General features: G+C 43.2%; 17 protein-coding genes and 1 other annotated feature. Of the genes, 6 read left to right on the top strand and 11 right to left on the bottom strand.

The features are described from left to right. Positions 1–36: 36 nt before the first annotated feature. Positions 37–549: a thermonuclease family protein gene (locus QFZ78_RS38325; protein ID WP_307555421.1), complete on the top strand. Its 513-nt coding sequence runs from the start codon at positions 37–39 to the stop codon at positions 547–549. Between the two features lie 403 nt (positions 550–952). On the opposite strand, the gene QFZ78_RS38320 is transcribed toward QFZ78_RS38325, so the two are convergent. The 5 genes from QFZ78_RS38320 to QFZ78_RS38300 all read right to left on the bottom strand — a co-directional run bounded on the left by QFZ78_RS38320 (position 953) and on the right by QFZ78_RS38300 (position 7,332). Beyond that, positions 953–2,026: a Gfo/Idh/MocA family protein gene (locus tag QFZ78_RS38320; RefSeq protein WP_307555419.1), complete on the bottom strand. Its 1,074-nt coding sequence runs from the start codon at positions 2,024–2,026 to the stop codon at positions 953–955. A 57-nt stretch (positions 2,027–2,083) separates the two neighbouring features. Continuing rightward, the gene (locus QFZ78_RS38315) at positions 2,084–3,232 is read right to left on the bottom strand and encodes a Gfo/Idh/MocA family protein (protein WP_307555416.1); all 1,149 of its coding nucleotides are present in this window, start codon (positions 3,230–3,232) and stop codon (positions 2,084–2,086) included. Between the two features lie 173 nt (positions 3,233–3,405). Next, positions 3,406–5,511 carry a PAS domain-containing protein gene (locus QFZ78_RS38310; RefSeq protein ID WP_307555414.1) on the bottom strand — a complete coding sequence of 702 codons (2,106 nt, stop codon included), beginning with the start codon at positions 5,509–5,511 and terminating at the stop codon, positions 3,406–3,408. A 147-nt stretch (positions 5,512–5,658) separates the two neighbouring features. After that, on the bottom strand, positions 5,659–6,099 hold the full coding sequence (locus QFZ78_RS38305) for a CBS domain-containing protein (RefSeq protein ID WP_307555412.1): 441 nt from the start codon (positions 6,097–6,099) through the stop codon (positions 5,659–5,661). Positions 6,100–6,162: 63 nt separating this feature from the next. Further along, positions 6,163–7,332 carry a M20 family metallopeptidase gene (locus QFZ78_RS38300; RefSeq protein ID WP_307555410.1) on the bottom strand — a complete coding sequence of 390 codons (1,170 nt, stop codon included), beginning with the start codon at positions 7,330–7,332 and terminating at the stop codon, positions 6,163–6,165. Between the two features lie 204 nt (positions 7,333–7,536). Here QFZ78_RS38300 and QFZ78_RS38295 point away from each other — a divergent pair, with 204 nt between their 5' ends. Then, the gene (locus QFZ78_RS38295) at positions 7,537–7,884 is read left to right on the top strand and encodes a YugN family protein (RefSeq protein WP_307555408.1); all 348 of its coding nucleotides are present in this window, start codon (positions 7,537–7,539) and stop codon (positions 7,882–7,884) included. Between the two features lie 13 nt (positions 7,885–7,897). Continuing rightward, the gene (gene ftsW / locus QFZ78_RS38290) at positions 7,898–9,067 is read left to right on the top strand and encodes a putative lipid II flippase FtsW (protein WP_307555406.1); all 1,170 of its coding nucleotides are present in this window, start codon (positions 7,898–7,900) and stop codon (positions 9,065–9,067) included. A gap of 19 nt (positions 9,068–9,086) precedes the next feature. Here ftsW and QFZ78_RS38285 read toward each other — a convergent pair whose 3' ends face one another. Further along, entirely contained in the window at positions 9,087–9,467 is a 381-nt protein-coding gene (locus tag QFZ78_RS38285) for an Asp23/Gls24 family envelope stress response protein (RefSeq protein ID WP_307555404.1), read from the bottom strand. 198 nt (positions 9,468–9,665) lie between these two features. On the opposite strand from QFZ78_RS38285, the gene cax reads away from it, so the two are divergent. Then, positions 9,666–10,712, top strand: coding sequence for a calcium/proton exchanger (gene cax, locus QFZ78_RS38280; RefSeq protein WP_307555402.1), 1,047 nt, complete (start codon positions 9,666–9,668; stop codon positions 10,710–10,712). A gap of 40 nt (positions 10,713–10,752) precedes the next feature. Here cax and QFZ78_RS38275 read toward each other — a convergent pair whose 3' ends face one another. The 4 genes from QFZ78_RS38275 to QFZ78_RS38260 form a co-directional block, all read right to left on the bottom strand. Beyond that, a complete protein-coding gene (locus QFZ78_RS38275; protein WP_028558177.1) occupies positions 10,753–11,040 on the bottom strand; it encodes an Fpa/YlaN family protein in 288 nt (95 codons plus the stop codon). Between the two features lie 124 nt (positions 11,041–11,164). Next, positions 11,165–11,413, bottom strand: a complete 249-nt coding sequence (locus QFZ78_RS38270) for an HPr family phosphocarrier protein (RefSeq protein WP_307555399.1) — start codon at positions 11,411–11,413, stop codon at positions 11,165–11,167. Positions 11,414–11,527: 114 nt separating this feature from the next. After that, positions 11,528–12,205: a TVP38/TMEM64 family protein gene (locus QFZ78_RS38265; RefSeq protein WP_307556117.1), complete on the bottom strand. Its 678-nt coding sequence runs from the start codon at positions 12,203–12,205 to the stop codon at positions 11,528–11,530. A gap of 266 nt (positions 12,206–12,471) precedes the next feature. Next, a complete protein-coding gene (locus QFZ78_RS38260) occupies positions 12,472–14,460 on the bottom strand; it encodes a diguanylate cyclase (RefSeq protein WP_307555397.1) in 1,989 nt (662 codons plus the stop codon). A gap of 352 nt (positions 14,461–14,812) precedes the next feature. Here QFZ78_RS38260 and rpsD point away from each other — a divergent pair, with 352 nt between their 5' ends. Then, positions 14,813–15,412: a 30S ribosomal protein S4 gene (rpsD, locus tag QFZ78_RS38255; protein ID WP_307555394.1), complete on the top strand. Its 600-nt coding sequence runs from the start codon at positions 14,813–14,815 to the stop codon at positions 15,410–15,412. Between the two features lie 45 nt (positions 15,413–15,457). On the opposite strand, the gene tyrS is transcribed toward rpsD, so the two are convergent. Continuing rightward, positions 15,458–16,717, bottom strand: a complete 1,260-nt coding sequence (gene tyrS, locus QFZ78_RS38250) for a tyrosine--tRNA ligase (RefSeq protein WP_307555392.1) — start codon at positions 16,715–16,717, stop codon at positions 15,458–15,460. Positions 16,718–16,768: 51 nt separating this feature from the next. Beyond that, positions 16,769–17,047 (bottom strand) — a binding site (T-box leader). Between the two features lie 128 nt (positions 17,048–17,175). On the opposite strand from tyrS, the gene QFZ78_RS38245 reads away from it, so the two are divergent. Beyond that, positions 17,176–20,298, top strand: coding sequence for a transglycosylase domain-containing protein (locus QFZ78_RS38245; RefSeq protein ID WP_307555390.1), 3,123 nt, complete (start codon positions 17,176–17,178; stop codon positions 20,296–20,298). Positions 20,299–20,310 lie beyond the last annotated feature (12 nt).

The raw sequence follows: 20,310 nt of genomic DNA, 5'->3' as shown, positions 1-20,310 counted from the left end.
AAGTTTTCCTAAAGGAAAACTCTTAGGAGGTCCTTCATGCGCAAATGGAAAATCTCTCTTGCTTTGCTGCTTAGTCTAGTTATCTTGATGACCGCTTGCGGGAGTAAACAGGCAGCTGTAGCTGGCAGAGAGCGTGTAAAAGTGGAACGTATTGTGGACGGTGACACGTTTGAGGTCACGATGAAGGGGAAGAAAGAGAAAGTTCGATTAATTGGTGTGGACACACCGGAGACGAAGAAACCTAATACGCCGGTTATGTTTTATGGGAAAGAAGCAAGTGCTTATTCGAAGAAGCGATTGGAAAAGGAAACCGTCGAGCTAGAATTTGATGTAGATAAGAAGGATCCATATGATCGCTTGCTCGTTTACGTATGGATCGGTGAAGAATTGTTTAACCGCACCCTTGTTCAAGAGGGGTATGCGCGGATCGCTACATATCCTCCGAACATCAAGTACGTGGATGCCTTTAAGACAGATCAAGAAACAGCCCGTAATAAAAAGAAAGGCTTATGGAAGGATTACGATAAAGCATTTGATACCAAAAAATAACCGACAACTACCAAGGCAAGTGCCGATAGCAGGCCAGTAATCGGGAGGAAACGAAAACCCCTTCTCTCCTTATTTTCGTACCAATGGGCCCTTCTTGAGCGCTTTTCTACATCTCTTATATGCTGCTCAAATCTTTTCTCTATTTCGTATAGATTCCACATGGTAACTCCCCCTATCCTTTGGTTGAGAACGATTTTACCATGGCAGGAACTACCAGAGTTATCTATAATAAATGATAGTAACCATCGGAAATAGTGATGATTGGAGGGCGAAACGCAAAACGGGCAGCTAGCGATATTACCGCTAGACTACCCGAATTTAAAGCTAAACGTACAACTGTCTTATCATGCCAAAAGGCAATTATCGATGCCCATGAAGGCTTTTGTACAGTTTATGTGTAGGCCTACTCCACACGGATTGCATTCGCCTGAGCAAGCAAGCACAGCTCTGCTGCTTTGAACGTATGCGCCTGTGTCATAGCATGCTCTGTACGATTCAAACAGTCCAAGATCAACTGGCCGAAGAAAGGAAAGCCTACTTGTCCATGGAGGCTGTAGTGCTTTTCTCCTTGCTGGTTGACCAGGTATAACTGATCTCCCTGCGGATCGCGAGCGATGTCAATATATTTACGCAGTTCAATATATCCTTCTGTTCCTAGAATAACCGTCCGTCCATCTCCCCAAGTACCCAGACCACTCGGAGTAAGCCAATCCACACGGAAATAGTTTGTCGCCCCGTTGTCCCCGATCAGTGTAGCGTCACCGAAATCCTCCAGCTCCGGATAATCCTTCGCATGGTAATTCGCCACTTTGCTGCTAACAACGGTCGCATCCTTGCACCCTGCATAATGCAGAAACTGTTCGATTTGATGACTGCCGATATCACAGAGAATCCCGCCATAATTTTCTTTCTTAAAAAACCAATCCGGGCGATTCGATGCACCCAGTCGATGAGGTCCTAAACCAATAACCTGCACGACACGGCCAATTGCACCTTCTTCAATGAGTTGTCCCGCAAACACGGCGCTTTCCACATGGAGACGCTCACTGTAATATACAGAGAATTTGCGACCCGTCGCTTCAACAGCTGCCTTGGCTGCAGCCAGTTGATCTAACGATGTGAAAGGAGCTTTATCTGTAAAATAATCTTTGCCATTCTCCATCGCTCGGACACCTAACGCTCCGCGTTCAGAAGGTACAGCAGCTGAAGCGATTAGCTTGACTTCCGCATCGTCAAATATTTCTTGCTCAGATGCAGCCACTTTCACATGGGGATACTTCTCAACAAAAGCCTTTACCTTAGCGGCATCCTTGTCATAAACCCATTTGAGCTCTGCTCCTGCTTCCTGCAAACCATTACACATACCATAGATATGCCCGTGATCCAGGGCAATAGCTGCGAAAACGAACTCCCCTTTTTGTACGACAATGTTCGGCTTCCCTTTTGGTGCGTAATTCATGCCATCGCTTTTTTGCATGTCCGATTCCTCCACTATCTTACCCATGTACGCATTTGCGCCGGGGTGTTCATGTTTTTAGACTACAAGTGTTTTAAAGCCAGCCTCTTTATTAACAGTGGAATTTTTTATTTTATCTTGCAAATGCTGCTCAAACAGTTCTTCGTCAATCGGTAGATCTACCCAATTGTCTGTCCACGTTGACAACAGCATGGCGTTGGAAAGCATCAGACCTTTGATTCCTTCTTCCCCAGGAGCGACAAGTGGCGTGCCATGTAGAATGGCATCCACCCAGTTTTGCGTGATGCCTTTGTGGCCTGTTTCTTGCCCTTCAATTGGAATCTCGCATTTCCAGCACTCCGGTTGCCCAAATCCACCCTTGTAGGTTTCATTAAATTCTCGCTCGGATACGCGCAAACGCCAGAAAGTTAGCTTGCCATCTTCGATCACAATTTTACCGCGGTCACCGGACAACTCAAATCGGTTCGTCCCCGGTGCTTCGCCCGTTGTTGTAACGAATAGGCCTGTAGCGCCATTCTCATACTCTACGAATGCGGTTACATCGTCCTCTACTTCGATATTGCGATGCTTTCCGAAATAACAGAATGCACGAACTCGTTTAGGCATCATATCGATCGTCCACTGCCACAAGTCAAGCTGATGCGGATCCTGGTTAATAAGTACACCACCGCCTTCACCTGCCCATGTTGCACGCCAGCCGCCTGAATCGTAGTAGCTTTGGGATCTGTACCAATTTGTAATAATCCAGTTCGTTCTGCGAATTTCACCAAGCTCTCCGGAAGAAACCAGATCCTTCAACTTTTTATATAATGGATTTGTACGTTGATTGTACATCATACTGAATACTTTACCTGAAGCTTGCGCAGCCTCGTTCATTTGTCGAACTTGTTTGGTATAAACACCTGCTGGTTTCTCACACAACACATGGAGTCCTGCTTTAAATGCACGGGCAGCTACATCTGGGTGATCATAGTGCGGAGTCGCAATCAATACACCGTCAATTGTACCCGAAGTAAGGAATGTATCGAGATTGTCAAATAATTGGACGCCTTCACCTAGGTTTTCTTTCGCCCATTCCAAGCGGTCTGCTCTGAACTCACAAATAGCAGTTAGCTGAGCACCCTTCACTTCATTCTTCACCAAATATTTGGCATGTCCGGTTCCCATATTGCCCAGACCAATAATACCAATCCTTACTTTCTCCATATGGTTATCACCTTTTTCTTGTTAGTTTCACAATTATTGAATACGTTATCAATGTAGCATATTTAGAAGACAGCATCTTGTCGCAGATTGACCACCTTATTGCGAACTTTGACAGTTACAAGATTGAAAGAAATGAAAAAAAGACCAGTTTCCTGGTCTTTTCTCTCCCTTTTTTACGAAAAAGCTGGCAGTTGGATAAGGACCGTGGTGCCAACGCCTAGCTTACTTTGATATTCGATATGTCCTTGATGTTCATCGATAATCGCGAAGCTAACCATTACACCTAGCCCAGTCCCCTTCTCTTTCGTCGTATAAAAGGGTTCCCCTATGCGCGGCAGCCTCTCCTCCGAAATACCCATTCCCTGATCTGCGAAATAGAGAGCTACACCGCTCGCAACCTTTTGCACAGATACATGCAGGCAGCCTCCTGTTGGCATCGCCTCAATGGCATTTTTAATCATATTCACGAAAACCTGCTTCAATTGGTTGCGCTCACATTTAACCAGAGGAAGATTTGGTTCATAATCTAGTTCGATGATCACATTGCTCATGATTGCCTCTGTATTCAGCAGTTCAATGACTTCGCTAAGAATAACTGTTGTATCATGAGGATGAAAGGCTACAGCCTGTGGCTTAGCAAGAATCAGAAGCTCTCCTAAGATCAGTTCGATACGATTAAATTCTTCTAGCATAATCTGAAAATACCGCAGCTTGCTTTCTTCGTTTGCATGACACATCAGCTTAGCAAACCCTTTAAGTGCCGTAAGCGGATTACGGATCTCATGCGCGATACCTGCTGCCAATTGTCCAGCGACATTCAATTTTTCCGTTTTGCGAAGAAGCTCTTCTGTCTGTTTCTGTATGGTGATATCCTGCACCGTACCAAATAGACGCAAAGGTCTCCCCCATTCGTCATAGGTCGTTTTGGCCATGGTATGAATCATTCGAACCTCATGTTCATTCACTATAATTCGATACACCATATCTAGTAAACCGCCATGCAGAGCATCACGAATTGCCTCTTTCACTTTAACGGTGTCATCCGGATGAACCATATTAAAAAAGGCTTCTATTGTATTCCCGAACCTTTCACGACGCATATGAAACAGCGTAAACAACTCGTCTGACCAATGCAAATCATTCCTGATTACATCCCAATCATAGTGACCCAATCCCGCGATTTCTTGCGCAATTTCCAAATTAGCTTTGCTTCTTTTAAGCTCAGCTTCAATTTGTTTATGTGTTGTAATATCGTGAATGAGTCCCCTAACAGCCGTACGACCGTTATCGCGGATGACTCGCTCGATTTGAGATTTCAGATGGCGCACCTCTCCATCGCTGCGAACAATCCTATACTCGACTTCTGATACTCCAGCCTGTATAGCTGTCTCAAAAGCAAGTGCGACTTTCTCGCGATCATCCGACACAATTTGCTTAGTAGCTTTGCTTAATTCCATGGAATCTACGGGATCAAGACCATGGATACGGTACATCTCCTCGGACCACATGCAATACTCATCGGTTAAATATTGCTCAAAGCTGCCAAATTGCCCCAGCCTTTGTGCTTGAACAAAACGCTCCTCGACCAGCTTACGTTCTGTAATATCGCGCCAAATGCCTAATTTCTGAGATCTCTTGCCATCCTCATCTAACATCCATTTGAAATTCTTCTCAAACCACACATACCAACCCTTTTTATGTAAGAAACGACAGGTGATCATCCCTTGGTCAGCAACAGTTGAATGATTTTCATCTGTAAAAATGTTACTTAGCATCTCAATGTCATCTGAATGACAATACGTCAAGATACGAGTACCGAGCATTTCATCCACCTCATAACCGAGCAGCGGATGAATAGCTGGGGATAAATATCGAAATTTACCATCTACTGAAGTCAATGTGATTAAATCTTGAAAATTTTCTGTATATTTAAGATAATACTCACTTTCTAGCAATGAACTAATTTCAGCAAAATCCGGTTTACGGATTGCAATATGCAAGCTCCCGCCAGATGGATATGCACTTATCCTTACCCACTGATTGGACGATTTTATGTATTCTTCAAAATGAACTTCTTCCTTATTTTTACGGGCTTTATGGAATTGATCGTAACAAGCATACCGTATCGCAGCAGGAAATTCTGCCCAAGCGACTTTACCCAATAATTCATTAGGCGTACGATTTAAAATTTTTGCTGCATATTCGTTGATATATGTATAATGCCAATCTGCGTCTAGAATAATGACACCAATAAATGCGCTGTCTTCGACCTTATCCATTCTAAGATGTTAACCTCCCCTACTCATTTCGCTATCATTATCTCTTATCACTAATCGGTAGTAAAGATAACAATTTTTCCTGACAAAAAAACAACCCTTCTCCATAGACTGGAGAACAGGTTGCTTATTATTATGCGTTGATCGTGGTTATCTACTGCCCACTAGTGTTTTGTCTGATGAAATTTTGCTAAGAGCTTCCCCCGCTTCATCCTCAAAGCTACCGCGAACCGCAAGGTCGCCGATAGCTACTATCCCGACAAGCTCGCCATTTTCCACTACAGGTAAACGGCGAATTTGATCTTTAGCCATTATTTTGGCGGCTTCTTCAACAGATGTATCTGGGGTTATAGTCTCAATATCCTTCGTAATTACTTGATCGACAGCTGTAGAACCAGAATGCTTTTCTGCATAGCCGCGAACAACAAGGTCACGGTCTGTAACAACACCAATGAGCTTCTTGCCCTCTACGACGGCAACGAATCCGATATCGTGCTGCTTCATTTTCAAAGCGATCTCGTATACATTATCCTGCAGAGTAACGGTCACGCAATCTTTACTCATGATGTCCCTCACTGTTTTACCTGCCATGTCCCACAATCCCTCCTCAGAGTTAACTTACCTCTATAGCATTCTCCAAAGGAAGGACGGCATTCATGCCATATAATCCAAAGCCATTCCTAACAACAAATTTGCCGCATTTAGCATGGATTTCTCGTCAATATCGAACTTTGGATGGTGGTGCGGATGTACAATGCCAGCCTCAACATTACCTGCACCTACGAACATAAAACAGCCTGGTCGGTGGTTTAAATAATAGGAAAAGTCCTCTCCGGCCATAATAAGTGGAGACTCATGCACGGCTTCTGTCCCAAACAATTCGGTACCGACTTTGAAGAAACGCTCTGCTTCTTTCCCGTCATTAACAACCGTAGGGTAACCTAATTTATAGTTTATCTTACAGGAAGCCTGAAACATCTCACAAGTGGTATGCACAATCCGTTCCAGGCGCTCTTTGACATCTTGTCTAAGTTCCGCATTGAAAGTGCGCACTGTGCCATTCAGCACACTCGTTTCGGCTATGACATTGAAGCTAGAGCCCCCGTGGAAGGATCCAACGCTAACCACACATGGTTCTATCGGATCTATTTGTCGACTCACGATCGATTGAAGATTAACAACTAATTGAGAAGCTACATAAATGCTGTCAATGGTTTGATGAGGCAAACCCCCATGTCCACCTTTTCCTTGAATATGAATAGTGAATTCGTCGGGTGCTGCCATTAAGGGACCCGCTTTGGAATAAAAATGGCCTACAGGAAACGGTGTCCATAGATGAACGCCGAACACGGCATCAACACCTTCAAGAGCTCCGTCCTGAATCATGGAATCAGCGCCACCAGGCGTAATTTCTTCAGCATGCTGGAACAAGAAAACCAGATTTCCTTTCAGCTGAGCGCGATGCTGGCTCGCCACCTTAGCAATACCAAGCAGAGTTGCGGTGTGTGCGTCGTGTCCACAAGCGTGCATGACTCCCTTCGTGAGCGAAGAGTACGTACAGTTCTTTTCATCTTGAATAGGCAGTGCATCCATGTCTGCTCGAAGAGCAACCGTAGGACCTTCGCTGCTGCCGCGGAGCAGTCCGACAATACCATTGCCTCCTACATTTTTGCGAACTTCTATATCCCAACTTTGTAGGTGATTCGCCACAAATTCGGCGGTGCGATATTCATGGAATGAGAGTTCTGGGTTTTGATGTAAGTAACGTCTCCATGCAATCATTTCTTCATAATTCGCTTGTAAGCCTGCTTGAAAATCGTTCATAAGAAAAATCCTCCGCCCATCCTTGTTTCTTACCTTTTCACATTTACCGTGTCATTGAACCTATTCTACCAAATAAATGACCATGTTTCATCTGTAAAGTGCCATCAAATAGTAGAAATTTGACGTTGTTATCGACTTGCAGAACCTTTGGAAACATACTATCATGAATAAAGAATGCATACGTACAATATGGAGGCGTTAAAAGTGATTATTGAAGCAACTGGCCTAAAAGGCTTAAAAAGCGATTTGGCTCACCTGGATGAAGTAACGACTAAACTTGGTTTCGTTCGTTGGCAGTGGGAATACACGCGTGCTACTTATGATTTTAAAATGGAAGATAAAGCAAGTAAATCCGTGTATTTCTTACGTGTAAATGCTCGTGTAGAATCCGGTAAACTAGAATCTCCTTATGCAATTTTATTCCTAGAAGAAGCTTACATAGGTAAAGAAACGTTCCCGCATGGCTTGGATTACAATTCTCCTGTACCTGAGTCCGTTCTTAAAATTTCCAACCAAAAATTAGCACAACTGCAGCAATTATTAGCAGACTAGGCGAGGAAACAGCATGAATCCCCCTCGAAGAGGAACGCCGGATTTTCTGCTGCTATTTTTAACCTTTGTACTTGTTTGCTTCGGTCTTGCTATGGTTTTCAGTGCAAGCTCAATGACGAGTGCTTATCGATGGGACGACCCTTGGTATTTTACGAAGAAGCAATTGATAGCTGTTGGTTTAGGAAGCGTTGGCATGTTTTTCTGCATGAACCTCCATTACACTAAGCTAAAAAAGTTGGTTATTCCCGCTTTCTTTGCTATCGTTGTGCTGCTCGTTCTTGTTATTTTCACTTCAAAATCAAATGGAGCAGCCAGCTGGTTTAATGTAGGTAAATTTGGTATTCAGCCAACGGAATTTGCCAAACTCATCGTTATTCTTTACTTGGCTTCTCTCATTAGTAATAAAGAAGAGAAGTTCCGCAATTTCAAGAAGGGGCTGCTCCCTGCCTTGGTGATCGTTGGATTTGTCAGCATGCTCATCATGCTCCAGCCTGATTTGGGCTCCTGTATGATCCTGCTAGTTTGCTCTGCCATTGTCATCATTGTGGGTGGATCTAACTTAAAGCATATTTTCCTTTTGGGGACAGGCCTTGCTGCGATAAGTACCATGGTTATTACCCTTTACTTACTAAAAAATAATGCATCAGAGACATCAAGCAGTTACCGTATGAACCGTCTAACCTCGTTTCTTGATCCATGGGCCGATACTTCGGATACTGGGTATCAGGTCGTCCAATCCTTATTCGCATTCGGACACGGCGGACTGACTGGCGCAGGATTTGGTCAAGGCATTCAGAAGCTGCATTATTTACCTGAAGCTCATAACGACTTCATTTTTGCAATCATTGGGGAAGAGTTTGGTTTTATTGGGAGTTCCCTATTCATCCTTATTTTCCTGCTCTTTATATGGCGTGGCATCCTCGTCGCTGTTCGCAGTCCCGATTTGTTCGGTATGGTAGCCGGAGTCGGCATTATGAGTATTTTTGCCTTCCAAGCCATCATCAATATCGGTGGTGTCACAGGCTCCATTCCACTTACCGGTGTAACCTTGCCATTTATTTCAGCAGGCGGCTCCTCCATGATGGTCTCTCTCGTCAGTATGGGGATCCTGCTCAGTATTTCTCGGGAACAGACACACAAAGAAGATGCAAAACCCAAAAAAAGACCCAATCGATTTCAGTGAAATCGATTGAGTCTTTTTTCTATTTTACACGATGTGGATCGTCTGCTGTCTCTTCTTCCTTGAACGCGACGCCTTCCACCTTGACGTTGACCTCCACCACGGTTAGTCCAGTCATATTTTCAACAGCTTCTCTCACGTTTTCTTGGAGATCCCTACATACATCCTGAATTCGGGAACCGTAATTGATGATAACACGTAGATCGATGGCTGCTTCCACTTGCCCAACCTCAACAGAAACGCCACGCTGCACATTCTTACCACTGAGTCGCTTAGCTAAGCCTTCCGAGATACCCCCTGACATGCCTGCTATGCCTGCTGTCTCCAGAGCTGCAAGTCCTGCAATTGTCGATACTACATCATCAGAAATACGAATTAAACCGGTTTGATTGTCTTCGGACATACAGATCAACTCCTCATATAGGGATCTTGGAGTGGAGCTCAAAGTCTCTCCACTCTGGTATAAATCTATTGTAATAAGTTCACTAGATGAAAGCAAGAACAGCGACAATGCACAATCCGAATTTACTTTGGGTTCCAAAGTGGGTATATTAAAAGAAGTCAAAAAATACCAATAAAAGAATGAGTCGGAGGGTTTACTTTGAAGGGAAAATTGTTTTACATCGGGTTAATCATTTTTTTCGTTACATCGGGTATCGCTCATTACATGCATCTGAATCCAACACTTCAATTCGTTATTGCTTGTATAGCGATCATTTTCGTTGCTGGATTTCTAGGTAAAGCGACAGAAAGTGTTGCCCATTATGCAGGTGAGCGCGTGGGAGGATTCCTCAATGCAACGTTCGGTAACGCAGCTGAGTTGGTTATCGCGTTCTTCTTGGTTAGGGAAGGCTTATTCGATGTCGTCAAGGCCAGTCTCACCGGTGCCATCATCGGTAACCTACTGCTTGTACTGGGCCTAAGTATATTTGCAGGTGGGTTGAAGTTCAAAGAACAGTCATTTAACGTTAAACTGGCTTCTCACAATTCTTCACTCATGATTCTTGGGGTTGTTGCACTATTCATTCCGGCCATCTTTGCAGGCGGATTGACAACCAAAGAAACGTCGTCCATGAGCATGATCGTAGCCATATTACTTATAGCTGCGTACCTGCTCTGGCTTCTATTCTCCATGGTTACACACAAGAACATTCTCTCCGATGAAGCCATTGAGCACGGTGAGGCTGCATGGTCTAAGAAAACCTCCATTCTCTTTCTAATCCTTGCCACCGTAATGGTTGCCTTCACGAGTGAGTGGTTAGTCGGAACACTAGAAGAAGTGACCCATAAATTCGGATTATCCGATCTGTTTGTCGGTGCCTTTCTTATCGCCATTATCGGAAATGCCGCTGAACACAGTGCTGCTGTTTTGATGGCTATGAAGAATAAAATGGGCGCAGCGGTTGAAATAGCCATCGGCAGTTCATTGCAAATCGCTTTGTTTGTGGCCCCTTTGCTTGTCATTCTCAGCTTCTTCGTAAGCGGAATGCCCATGGACATTGTCTTCACCACCTATGAACTTGCTGCTATCGGAGTTGCCGTCTTTATTACGAAGTCAATAACCCAAGATGGCTCGACCAACTGGTATGAAGGTCTCCTGCTTCTCGTGGTCTACATCATTCTAGGCGTCGTATTCTTCCTCGTCTAAATAAGCAAAAAAGACAAAAAAAGTAACCCATTGTGAAGGGTTACTTTTTGTTATTCAACGCTTCATATAGCTGCGCAAGGTTACGTTCAAGCTTGTTGAGAATTTGTTTACCAGGCATTTCGGAAATAAGTCCCGCTCGAATGGCAAAATCAATTTCTCTAGAAAGTCCGTACATTTGCGTATCTAAAACTTCTTCATACAGTGGACATTGACGCGTTGTCAAATTCTCCATTTGTACTTCGATTAGTTTTTCGATTTTATCTGCATCTTCTTGGAGAAGATTAAGCGCTTTTTGATTCATGTCCAGCAATAGATCAGATGAAGACATTCCCAACTTCCCCCTATACGCATAGTCATCCGTCCTTATATGATCTATATTAAGCGAAATTGGATCAATATACAAGAGAAGGTACCCTCAGAGATTCTGAGAGTACCTTCTTCAAGCAAGAACGCTATTCTTGAACAACGTTTACGCCCAAACTGTGCTTAGCGAATACTTCAGCCATAGCGATTTTCGCTTCTTCTGCATCCGGCCCATGAACATGAAGATCATAGTTGCTGGAGCTAAGTAATGTCGTAAACAAACCTAAGATACTTTTTACATCGATATACTTATTATCATATTGGAGAACGATTGACGATCTGAATTTATTAGCTGTTTGTGAAATTTCAACAATTGCGGCATTATTAGCACTTGGCATATTTCATTCCTCCATTTATTCGCATCTGAATTGGTCGCCTTGCTCCCTATATGATAACTTGGAAAGGTTACTTAACGCAACTAAAAATTTCCTTCATTCTCCAAGTAAAGCGCTTTACTTCGTCTTTGCTGCTATGGCTTTCTTCACGCCGTTCCCAACAAGAATCAAAACAACGAAAATACCAAGCAACAAAAGTAGTCTTCCCTTATATTTTTGGAAATGAAATAAATCATGTGCAATCATCGATTCCAGAAATACGATCGGCAGTTTCCCCAGCAAAGTACCCCATAGAAAATGAGAAAATTTCATTCTAGTTAGCCCCGCACCAAAATTAATCGCCGAGGAAGGTAAAATCGGAATCAGTCTGCCTAAAAGTACATATAGGAATCCTTTCTTTTCCATCCGCTTACTAAACTGCGTTACTAACGGAAATCGCTCGAGCTTTTTCTCTACCCATGCATGTCCATAATAACGAGCAAAATAAAAAGAGACAACTGCGCCCAAACAAGACATAACATAATTAACAAGAAACCCTATTTTAATACCGAAAATAGCAATATTCATACCTGCTATAAGAACAAACGGAATAAACGGAAAGAACGTTTGAAAAAAAATCAAAGCCATTCCGATGATTTTACCAGACCAACCAATGTCCCTTAAATGTTCAGATAGCTGTCGCATATTGCTGTGAGTAAGTTTAATACCTGTAGGGTTATAAAATAAAAAGGCAATCAAGGCAACGAGCAAAATAAAAATAAAAAAAACGAGCAGAATGTTTTTCCTGTTCAACACCGACAAATTTCGACCATCCTTCCCTTAGACCAAACCATTGTAACATGTTACGGAAGGTTCAGGAAGAGAAAAGTGAAGACTTATCTAGTTCTACAAAGGTGAAACAAGTAACCTATTTTTATCCTTCATATAGTTTACCCTACCTATACAAATTCATTAAATTACATAGCCTATTTTCGACATTATTTGCAGTTGAGTCATCAAATTCTGGATGTAAAAATGTTAAAGCGAAGCAAAAGCACTTGTCCTTAGACAAGTGCTTTTTATTAACCGATTCGAATTTGGTTACGACCGTTATTTTTGGCTTGATACAGAGCCATATCTGCACGATAGAACAGCGATTCTACGCTAATCTTATCTTCTTCCCAATTCCAATCCGAAACACCGCAGGAAACGGTTACTTGCGGATTAGTCTCTTCTAGAACACGAACACGAATACGTTCTGCGATTCGAATTGTTTGAGCCTTGGCAACTTGGGGTAGATAGACTGCAAGCTCTTCCCCGCCCCACCTTGCTGCAATATCACTATCCCTAATACTAGTTTTAATAATTTGACTGACCTGGATCAAGATTTTATCGCCCACCTGATGACCGTAGGTATCATTAACCCGTTTGAAATTGTCTATGTCAACGACAATGAGTGAGCCGCAGAAGTCCTTCTTTTGCATCGAATTAGCCTGTTCGTCCAAATAATGACGTACGTAAAGTCCTGTCAAATTGTCTGTAATAACCATACGTTTCACTTCAGCATGCAGGGAAGCATTCGTCATGGCAAGACCAATATGCCCTGAAAGAACCTGCAGCAATTTGTAGTTATCATAGGAGAAGAAATTTGGCTTGCTGTGCACAACTAGAATAACGCCCTCAACTTGTCCATTTACGAGAATCGGCGAACCAATAAGCGATCTGGAGTTGGTTAACTGCATCAGCTTAGACTCCACCTTCTCATTGCTCCAATAGTCTGAAATAATAATCGGTTCTTTGGAGGTATAGATGACGCCAGAAAAGCCTTGATCTACGGTAAAGGTCTCATGAAACATCGCAGGCAAATTAGTTGCCCGTACGATTAAATTCTCACTATTTTTATCCGCTTGCAGAATACAACTATAATCCGCGCCAAAAATACTTAAAATCTCGCTCGATGCTGAGTTAAAGATTTCATTTAAACGCAAGCTCTGATTTAACTGCTTGGTGATTTCATTAATAAGTCGAAGCTCGTTAATCATTAAATTGGACTGTTCATACAATTTAGCGTTTTCAAAAGCAGACCCGGCTGTATCAGCAAGCAATGATATGAATTGCAAATCCGCAGCGTGAATCAAATCCCTCTTAGACGTCATATATAAGACGCCATATACACCCTGTTTACCTGATAATGGAGCAGCTATATGACCTGTACTTGGGCCACTAATCTCGGATGAAGGTTCAAATATTACATGCCCTTCCATAAAAGCACGTGTTCGAATGTCATTCTCCGTACTTTGGAAATTCAAAGGCTTCACGGATAGATTCGTAGAGTCATTATCTTGTGAAAGCAATAAATCTACTTGTATATTGGGATAAACACTATGCATGCACTCAATGACTTCGGTCAATACCGAATCGACATCGATTTTGGCGTGTAGTTTCTTGGAAGCCTCAAATAAAATATCATGCTTCTTAAACTCAAGTTCCCTATTCAGATGCTGCATAAACAAATGATCGTACTTACGACGATCCTCTACGCTCTGCACACTACTTTGGAAAGAAAGGGAAAGTATATAGAACAATTGTGCAAGTTCATTTGCTTCTTCAATTGCATGGGAAAATAGTCCCAAATATAAAATTGGAATTCCTTGTGGATCTAGGACTGGAATCGAAGCAGCCAAAACTGTCTTCCGTTCTTTTGCGCTCATTTCATCGCTCGTCATTATATGCATTGTGGGATTCTCAGCACATCGTGCCAACGGATTGTCATTGCGTTCTGCATAGCTCCACGATGCCCCTACCTGCATCAATGCATCAGTAAGAAGTGTATCATGAAAGCAAGCCTTAACCACTTTCAGATCCGTATCCACGCATAGCAGTGCGGTTTGAGGCGGTAGCATTGCTTGCCCGAATTGGTGAATCCACTCATCAAACGCATCTCGTACGACATGATCACAATTGGATTCCCAATAGGAAAAGTTGCTAGAAAGAACAAGTCCTTGCCGAAGAAACTCTTCGAAGTGTTCTGCACGACTATGTTGTTTCATACTACGAAGTGATTCACTCATAGGCTCTCCTTCACCAACAAACTGTAGTCCTATTGATCCAGGCTAAATCTTACCTCATTTATCATACTATTTTTCTGTGCTTATTGCACGATATTTTAGAATCACTTTAAAGGATTAAGACTTGACACATGCCCGTGTTTTTAATAAAATTAGAAGTCGAGTAACAACATGATTTCGGTGAATGCCATTTGTGATCACCCTCACTGCTTTTGCTCCTGCCAAGACAGCGGCTGAACTACTCTTGTCAGGGAATCACAGTATGATTCGTAAGCAAAACCAGGCACTTGTCTTCACCCTGACATCTAGATGCTATCTACTAAACTAATTGTTGAAAAGAAGGAGTTTTTCCTAAATGTCACGTTATACAGGACCTAAATTTAAATTAAGCCGTCGTGTTGGTATTTCTTTGAGTGGTAACGGTAAAGACTTGAAACGCCCATTCCCTCCAGGTCAACATGGCCCAGGACAACGTAAAAAAATGAGCGGCTATGGCGTTCAATTAAATGAAAAACAAAAGCTTCGTCACATGTACGGTTTGAACGAGAAGCAATTCCGCAACTTGTTCGATAAAGCTTCCAAACTAAAAGGTATTTCCGGTGAGAACTTCATGATCTTGCTTGAAAGCCGTCTGGACAACCTGGTTTACCGTCTTGGTCTTTCCAACTCCCGCGCAGGCGCGCGTCAACTAGTTGCTCACGGTCACGTTACTGTGAACGGCAAAAAAGTAGATATCGCTTCTTACATCGTATCTACGGGTGACGTTATTGCTCTTCGTGAAAGAAGCAAAGGTCTTTCCGCAGTGAAAGAAGCTCTTACTAACCGTAACTACCTGCCAACTTACCTTGAGTTCAACGATGCAAGCGTAGAAGGCAAGTACATTCGTTTGCCAGAACGTTCTGAGCTTCCACAAGAAATTGACGAGAAACAAATCGTCGAGTTCTACAGCCGTTAATAAAAGCAAGCCCCTCAGGGATTTCCCTAAGGGGCTTTTTTTTCGTTAAGCAAACTGGACAAGGTAGTAATTCTTTTTACCGCGGCGAATAACAAGGTAAGACTCTCCGAGCCTACCCAGATCTTTGGTAACGGCATCGAATTGCGTCACTTTAACACCATTGACCGTGACAGCTCCGCTTTCAATATCTTGACGTGCTTGACGTTTGGACGGTGCTGCTCCTACGGAAATCAGTAAATCAACCAACGCAATATCATCTTGTTCTATGGTTGTAGATGGAACATCCTTGAACGCTTCTTCAATCTCCGTACGAGAAAGGTCCTGAATATTACCACTGAATAAAGCCGTTGTAATGTTAAGAGCACTTTCTAACGCGTCCCCGCCGTGTACAAGCTTCGTAACTTCACGGGCAAGCAGTTTCTGTGCCTCTCTTTTCTCAGGCTGAGCTTGCACTTCTTCCTCAAGACGTTCGATTTCCTCATGAGAAACGAAAGTAAAATATTTCAGGAAACGGATGACATCGTTGTCGGCTGTGCCCAACCAGAATTGGTAGAACTGATAAGGAGACGTTTTGCTTGCATCCAACCAAATAGCTCCGCCTTCTGTCTTCCCGAACTTTTGACCATCACTCTTTGTCACAAGCGGCAAGGTTACCCCGTAAGCACGTCTATCTGTGGACTTACCGATAAGCTCAAGGCCAGCTGTAATGTTACCCCATTGGTCACTTCCGCCAATTTGCACAGAGCAATTTTTCGTTTCATTGAGCTTCAGGAAATCGTAAGACTGCAGAATCATATAACTGAACTCTGTGAAAGAAATCCCTTTGGAGATCCGTGAATCAACAGAATCCTTTGCCAACATGTAATTAACGGTAAAGTTTTTGCCTACATCACGAAGGAATTCGATGACGTTCAGAGATCCTAACCAATCGTAATTGTTAACAAGCTCTGCACTATTTTCAATTTCGGTGGAGAAGTCGAGAAAGCGCGATAACTGATTTTTGATGCTTTGTGACCAAGCCTCAACAACTTCAGGCCCATTGAGTGTTCGCTCATTGGCTTTTCCGCTAGGATCACCAATCAGTCCTGTTCCCCCGCCAACGAGTGCTAGAGGAACGTGACCAGCAAGCTGAAAGCGTCTCAGAGTTAGAATAGGCAGCAAGCTACCGATGTGCAAGCTGTCCGCAGTCGGGTCAAAGCCGCAATAAAGCGTAACACGCTCCTCGCTAAGCTTTTTGTCTAAGCCCTCTCGATCTGTAATTTGATGAAGCAGTCCGCGAAACTCCAAATCCTTCAAAATATCCATGTTCATCCATCTCCTTTTTCCTTAAACATACAAAAAAAGCCTTCTTATCCACAAAGGGACGAGAAGACTTGACTCGCGGTACCACCCTAATTAAAACAGTAGTTACGTACATCTATAACAGGTGTTATGTGCACGGCTAGCTATTTTCACTCAAGAACCTTTAACGGGGTTTAATCGGCAAATACTACTTGTGCAGCTTAATTTGGCTGCAGGTTCCCATTCACTGCTCAAGACCGTAATTCACTAACCTGCAGGTACCGGTTCGCACCCTCCACCGGCTCTCTGAAAGCATCCACAAGCTACCTACTGCTGATCTTTCAACGCATTTGATAAAAATTTATCACATGTTTCCGGGTGTTGTCAAACCATGTCGGCATCGTTTCTTCGCTTCATCATTACCGCAAATGGGGCAGTTATGGTATACTATTAGGGTTCATGTAAGGAGGATATTGGAACTTATGCGCAATTTTTTCGCTAAATGGAATCGCCCTTGGGTGAGAACTACATTCAAAGTAACTTGGATTACCTTAAAATGGACCATCATTAGTGCCTTTTTGGCGGGAATTGTCGGTGGATCTGCCGCATTCGGGTATGTCAGTGCCCTAGTCAAAAAAGATCCTGTGCGCACGGAAGAGGCCATACGTCAGCAGATGCAGGAAAATGCAGTCACAGGTTTCGCTTACTTCAATGATGATACCGTCATTGGGCAATTGCGAACAGAAGAAGATCGGCGTCTCGCTCAGCTAGACGATATTCCGCAACTTCTGTTAGACGCTGTCCTCGCCATTGAAGACAAAGACTTCTACAACCATCGCGGGATCGATATCCGCGGGCTTTATCGGGCAGTAACTCAGAAACTGCTGAACGAAGAAGTACAAACAGGTGGAAGTACGATTACGCAACAGCTTGCCAGACGGGTATTTCTTACACTCGACCGCGATGATGGCCGTAAAGCAAGAGAGCTGCTGCTCGCGCTGCGGATGGAACGCCTAATGTCCAAGGATGAAATTTTGCTTGCTTATTTAAACAAAATTCCTTATGGCAATGGCGCGACAGGCTATAATCTATATGGGATTAAAGCAGCTGCCAAAGGCCTCTTTAACATCGACGATCTGGATAAGTTAAACGTTGCTCAAGCAGCTTACTTAGCCGGTTTGCCGCAATCCCCATCGCAGTACTCTGCCTTCACGAGCAAGCCCGACTTTGATGAAGATGGTTTCAAAAAAGCGGTCACGCGTGAACAGTTAGTACTCAAACGGATGCTGGAAGAAAAGAAAATTACAAATGAACAGTACCAAGAAGCACTTAAATTTGATCTCAAAGCTTCCATGCCCCCTGCGGCTCAGAAGGCTTATACGACTTATCCTTACCTCATGATTGAAACGGAAAAAGAAGCTGCAGAAATTTTGTTGAAGATCCAGAAGCCTGAGCTTGATCCTAAGAAAAACCAGGCCGCTTATAATGAAGCGTTAAAGGGTATACATACTCAGCTCTTACGTGGTGGTTATCAAATCTATACAACCATAGACAAGACCATTTATGATTCCATGCATGAAATATCGAGTAACGATAAAAACTTTGCCCCTACAGATGATAAAAAAGGCATGGAACAAGTCGGGGCCATCATGATCGATTCTAAATCCGGAGCTATAAAAGGGATGATTGAGGGCCGCAATTTCTTCGAAGAGCAGCTCAATCACGCCACACAAGCATTCAGACAGCCTGGATCAACCATGAAACCCATTGCCGCCTATATACCAGCCTTAGAGAAAGGGGCCATTCAGCCGGCTAGTATCGTGGATGATATCCCAATTATTCTAAAAGACGGTGTCAAAGGCTTTCATCTTCCAGAAAACTGGGATCACAAGTTTCACGGATTAATGACAGCAAGAAGAGCTTTAAACCAGTCTTACAACATCCCTGCTATTGATATATTTTTGAATAAAGTGGGTATTAATGATTCCTGGGAATTTGCTAAAAAACTCGGTATCACGTCCATTCAAAAAGAAGATTATTATGCCCAGACCGGCGTAATCGGCGGACTAAGCCGAGGAACTTCGGTAAAGGAACTAACTGGCGCTTATGCATCTATTCCGAATAAAGGCGTATTCAATGAGACGTTTATGATTCGCGAAATCAAAGATTCCAATGGCAAAACGATTTATACACATGATCAAAAGCCAACCCCTGTCTATTCCCCACAAAGTGCGTATCTGATTACAGATATGATGAAAACGGTGGTTAGCCAAGGGACAGCAACTGATTTGATGAAAAAGTACAAATCATATGGCAAAATTGAGATATCTGGTAAAACTGGCTCAACGCAAGATGATGCCGATGCTTGGTTCATGGGCTTTACCCCTGATATTACCGTTGGGGTGTGGATTGGTTATGACCAACCGATTAATAAGTTATCTTCAAAAACATTGCAGACGAATCACGCCAAGGATATATGGGCTCTCATTATGAACCGAACCATCGAGCAGAAACCAGATCTCTTTCCTACCAAAACATTCGCCAAACCGGATGGTATTGTCTCGGCAACCGTATCCAGTTTATCCGGTAAGCTGCCAAGCGAGTTAACGTCTAAGTCCGAATTTCTAGTTACTGATCTTTTCAACAAGAAATATGTACCTACAGAAGTCGACAATGTGATGGTACGGATGAAAATCAGTTCATATGGCGGACTGAATTATATGGCGCAAGACAACACGCCGGCTGATTTCGTGCAAGAGAAAACGGTTATTAAAAGACAAAAATCGATCAGTCAATTGCTCAAAGAAATCGAAGTAGCGATGAGTAAACTTCCTGAAAAAAGCCGTAAGCCGATCGATAATTATAAGCCTACAGATTATGATGTTGACGCGCCATCCGAAGTTGACCCTCGGGTTGATGATGGTAAAGAGCCCGCAGCACCAACGAACGTTGTAACAACCAAGTCCGGTGACACGGCAATCATTGCCTTCCAGGCAAGTCCGAATCCTGATATCGTCGGCTATCGCATATACCGTTCCGATAACCGCGGCAAGTTCCTGCTCATGGGCGGCAAAGTTGTCTTGGCAGGCGCAGAGACGAAATTTATTGATCAAATCCCCGGATCTAGCTTAATCGGTTATTTCGTAACAGCAGTCGATGTAGCGGGGAAAGAATCGGCACCTAGCCGCTCCTCCTATACAGATGGAAGCTCGCTAGATTCATTGTTCGTACCTTCTGTCGATGACAATCAAATTCCAGGAGTTACTAACGGCTCCAATGGTGGCATCGGTGAACCCATCGGAACCGACAACGGCACCAATGGAACCACAAAGGACTTACCTGTCGCACCAACCGGTATTAAAGCCAAAGCTGATGGCGCAGGTGTGATATTAACTTGGAAAGCCAATGCGTCCAAGGATAAAGTAAAAAAGTATAATATTTATTTTAGTGACAAAGAAAAAGGAACGTTTAAGAAGCTTGGTTCTGTTGAGGATGCGACCGAATTTCATTATTACGCAGCAGCTTACAACGGTTATTACAAAGTAACTGCTGTCAACTATGCAGGCGAGTCAAAGCCCTCCGCTTCTATCTCCTATAACAACTAAATCACTAAAGTA

The organism is Paenibacillus sp. V4I5 (genome assembly GCF_030817255.1).
Classification (GTDB): Bacteria; Bacillota; Bacilli; order Paenibacillales; family NBRC-103111; genus Paenibacillus_E.
This window is presented reverse-complemented; position numbering and strand designations above follow the sequence as displayed.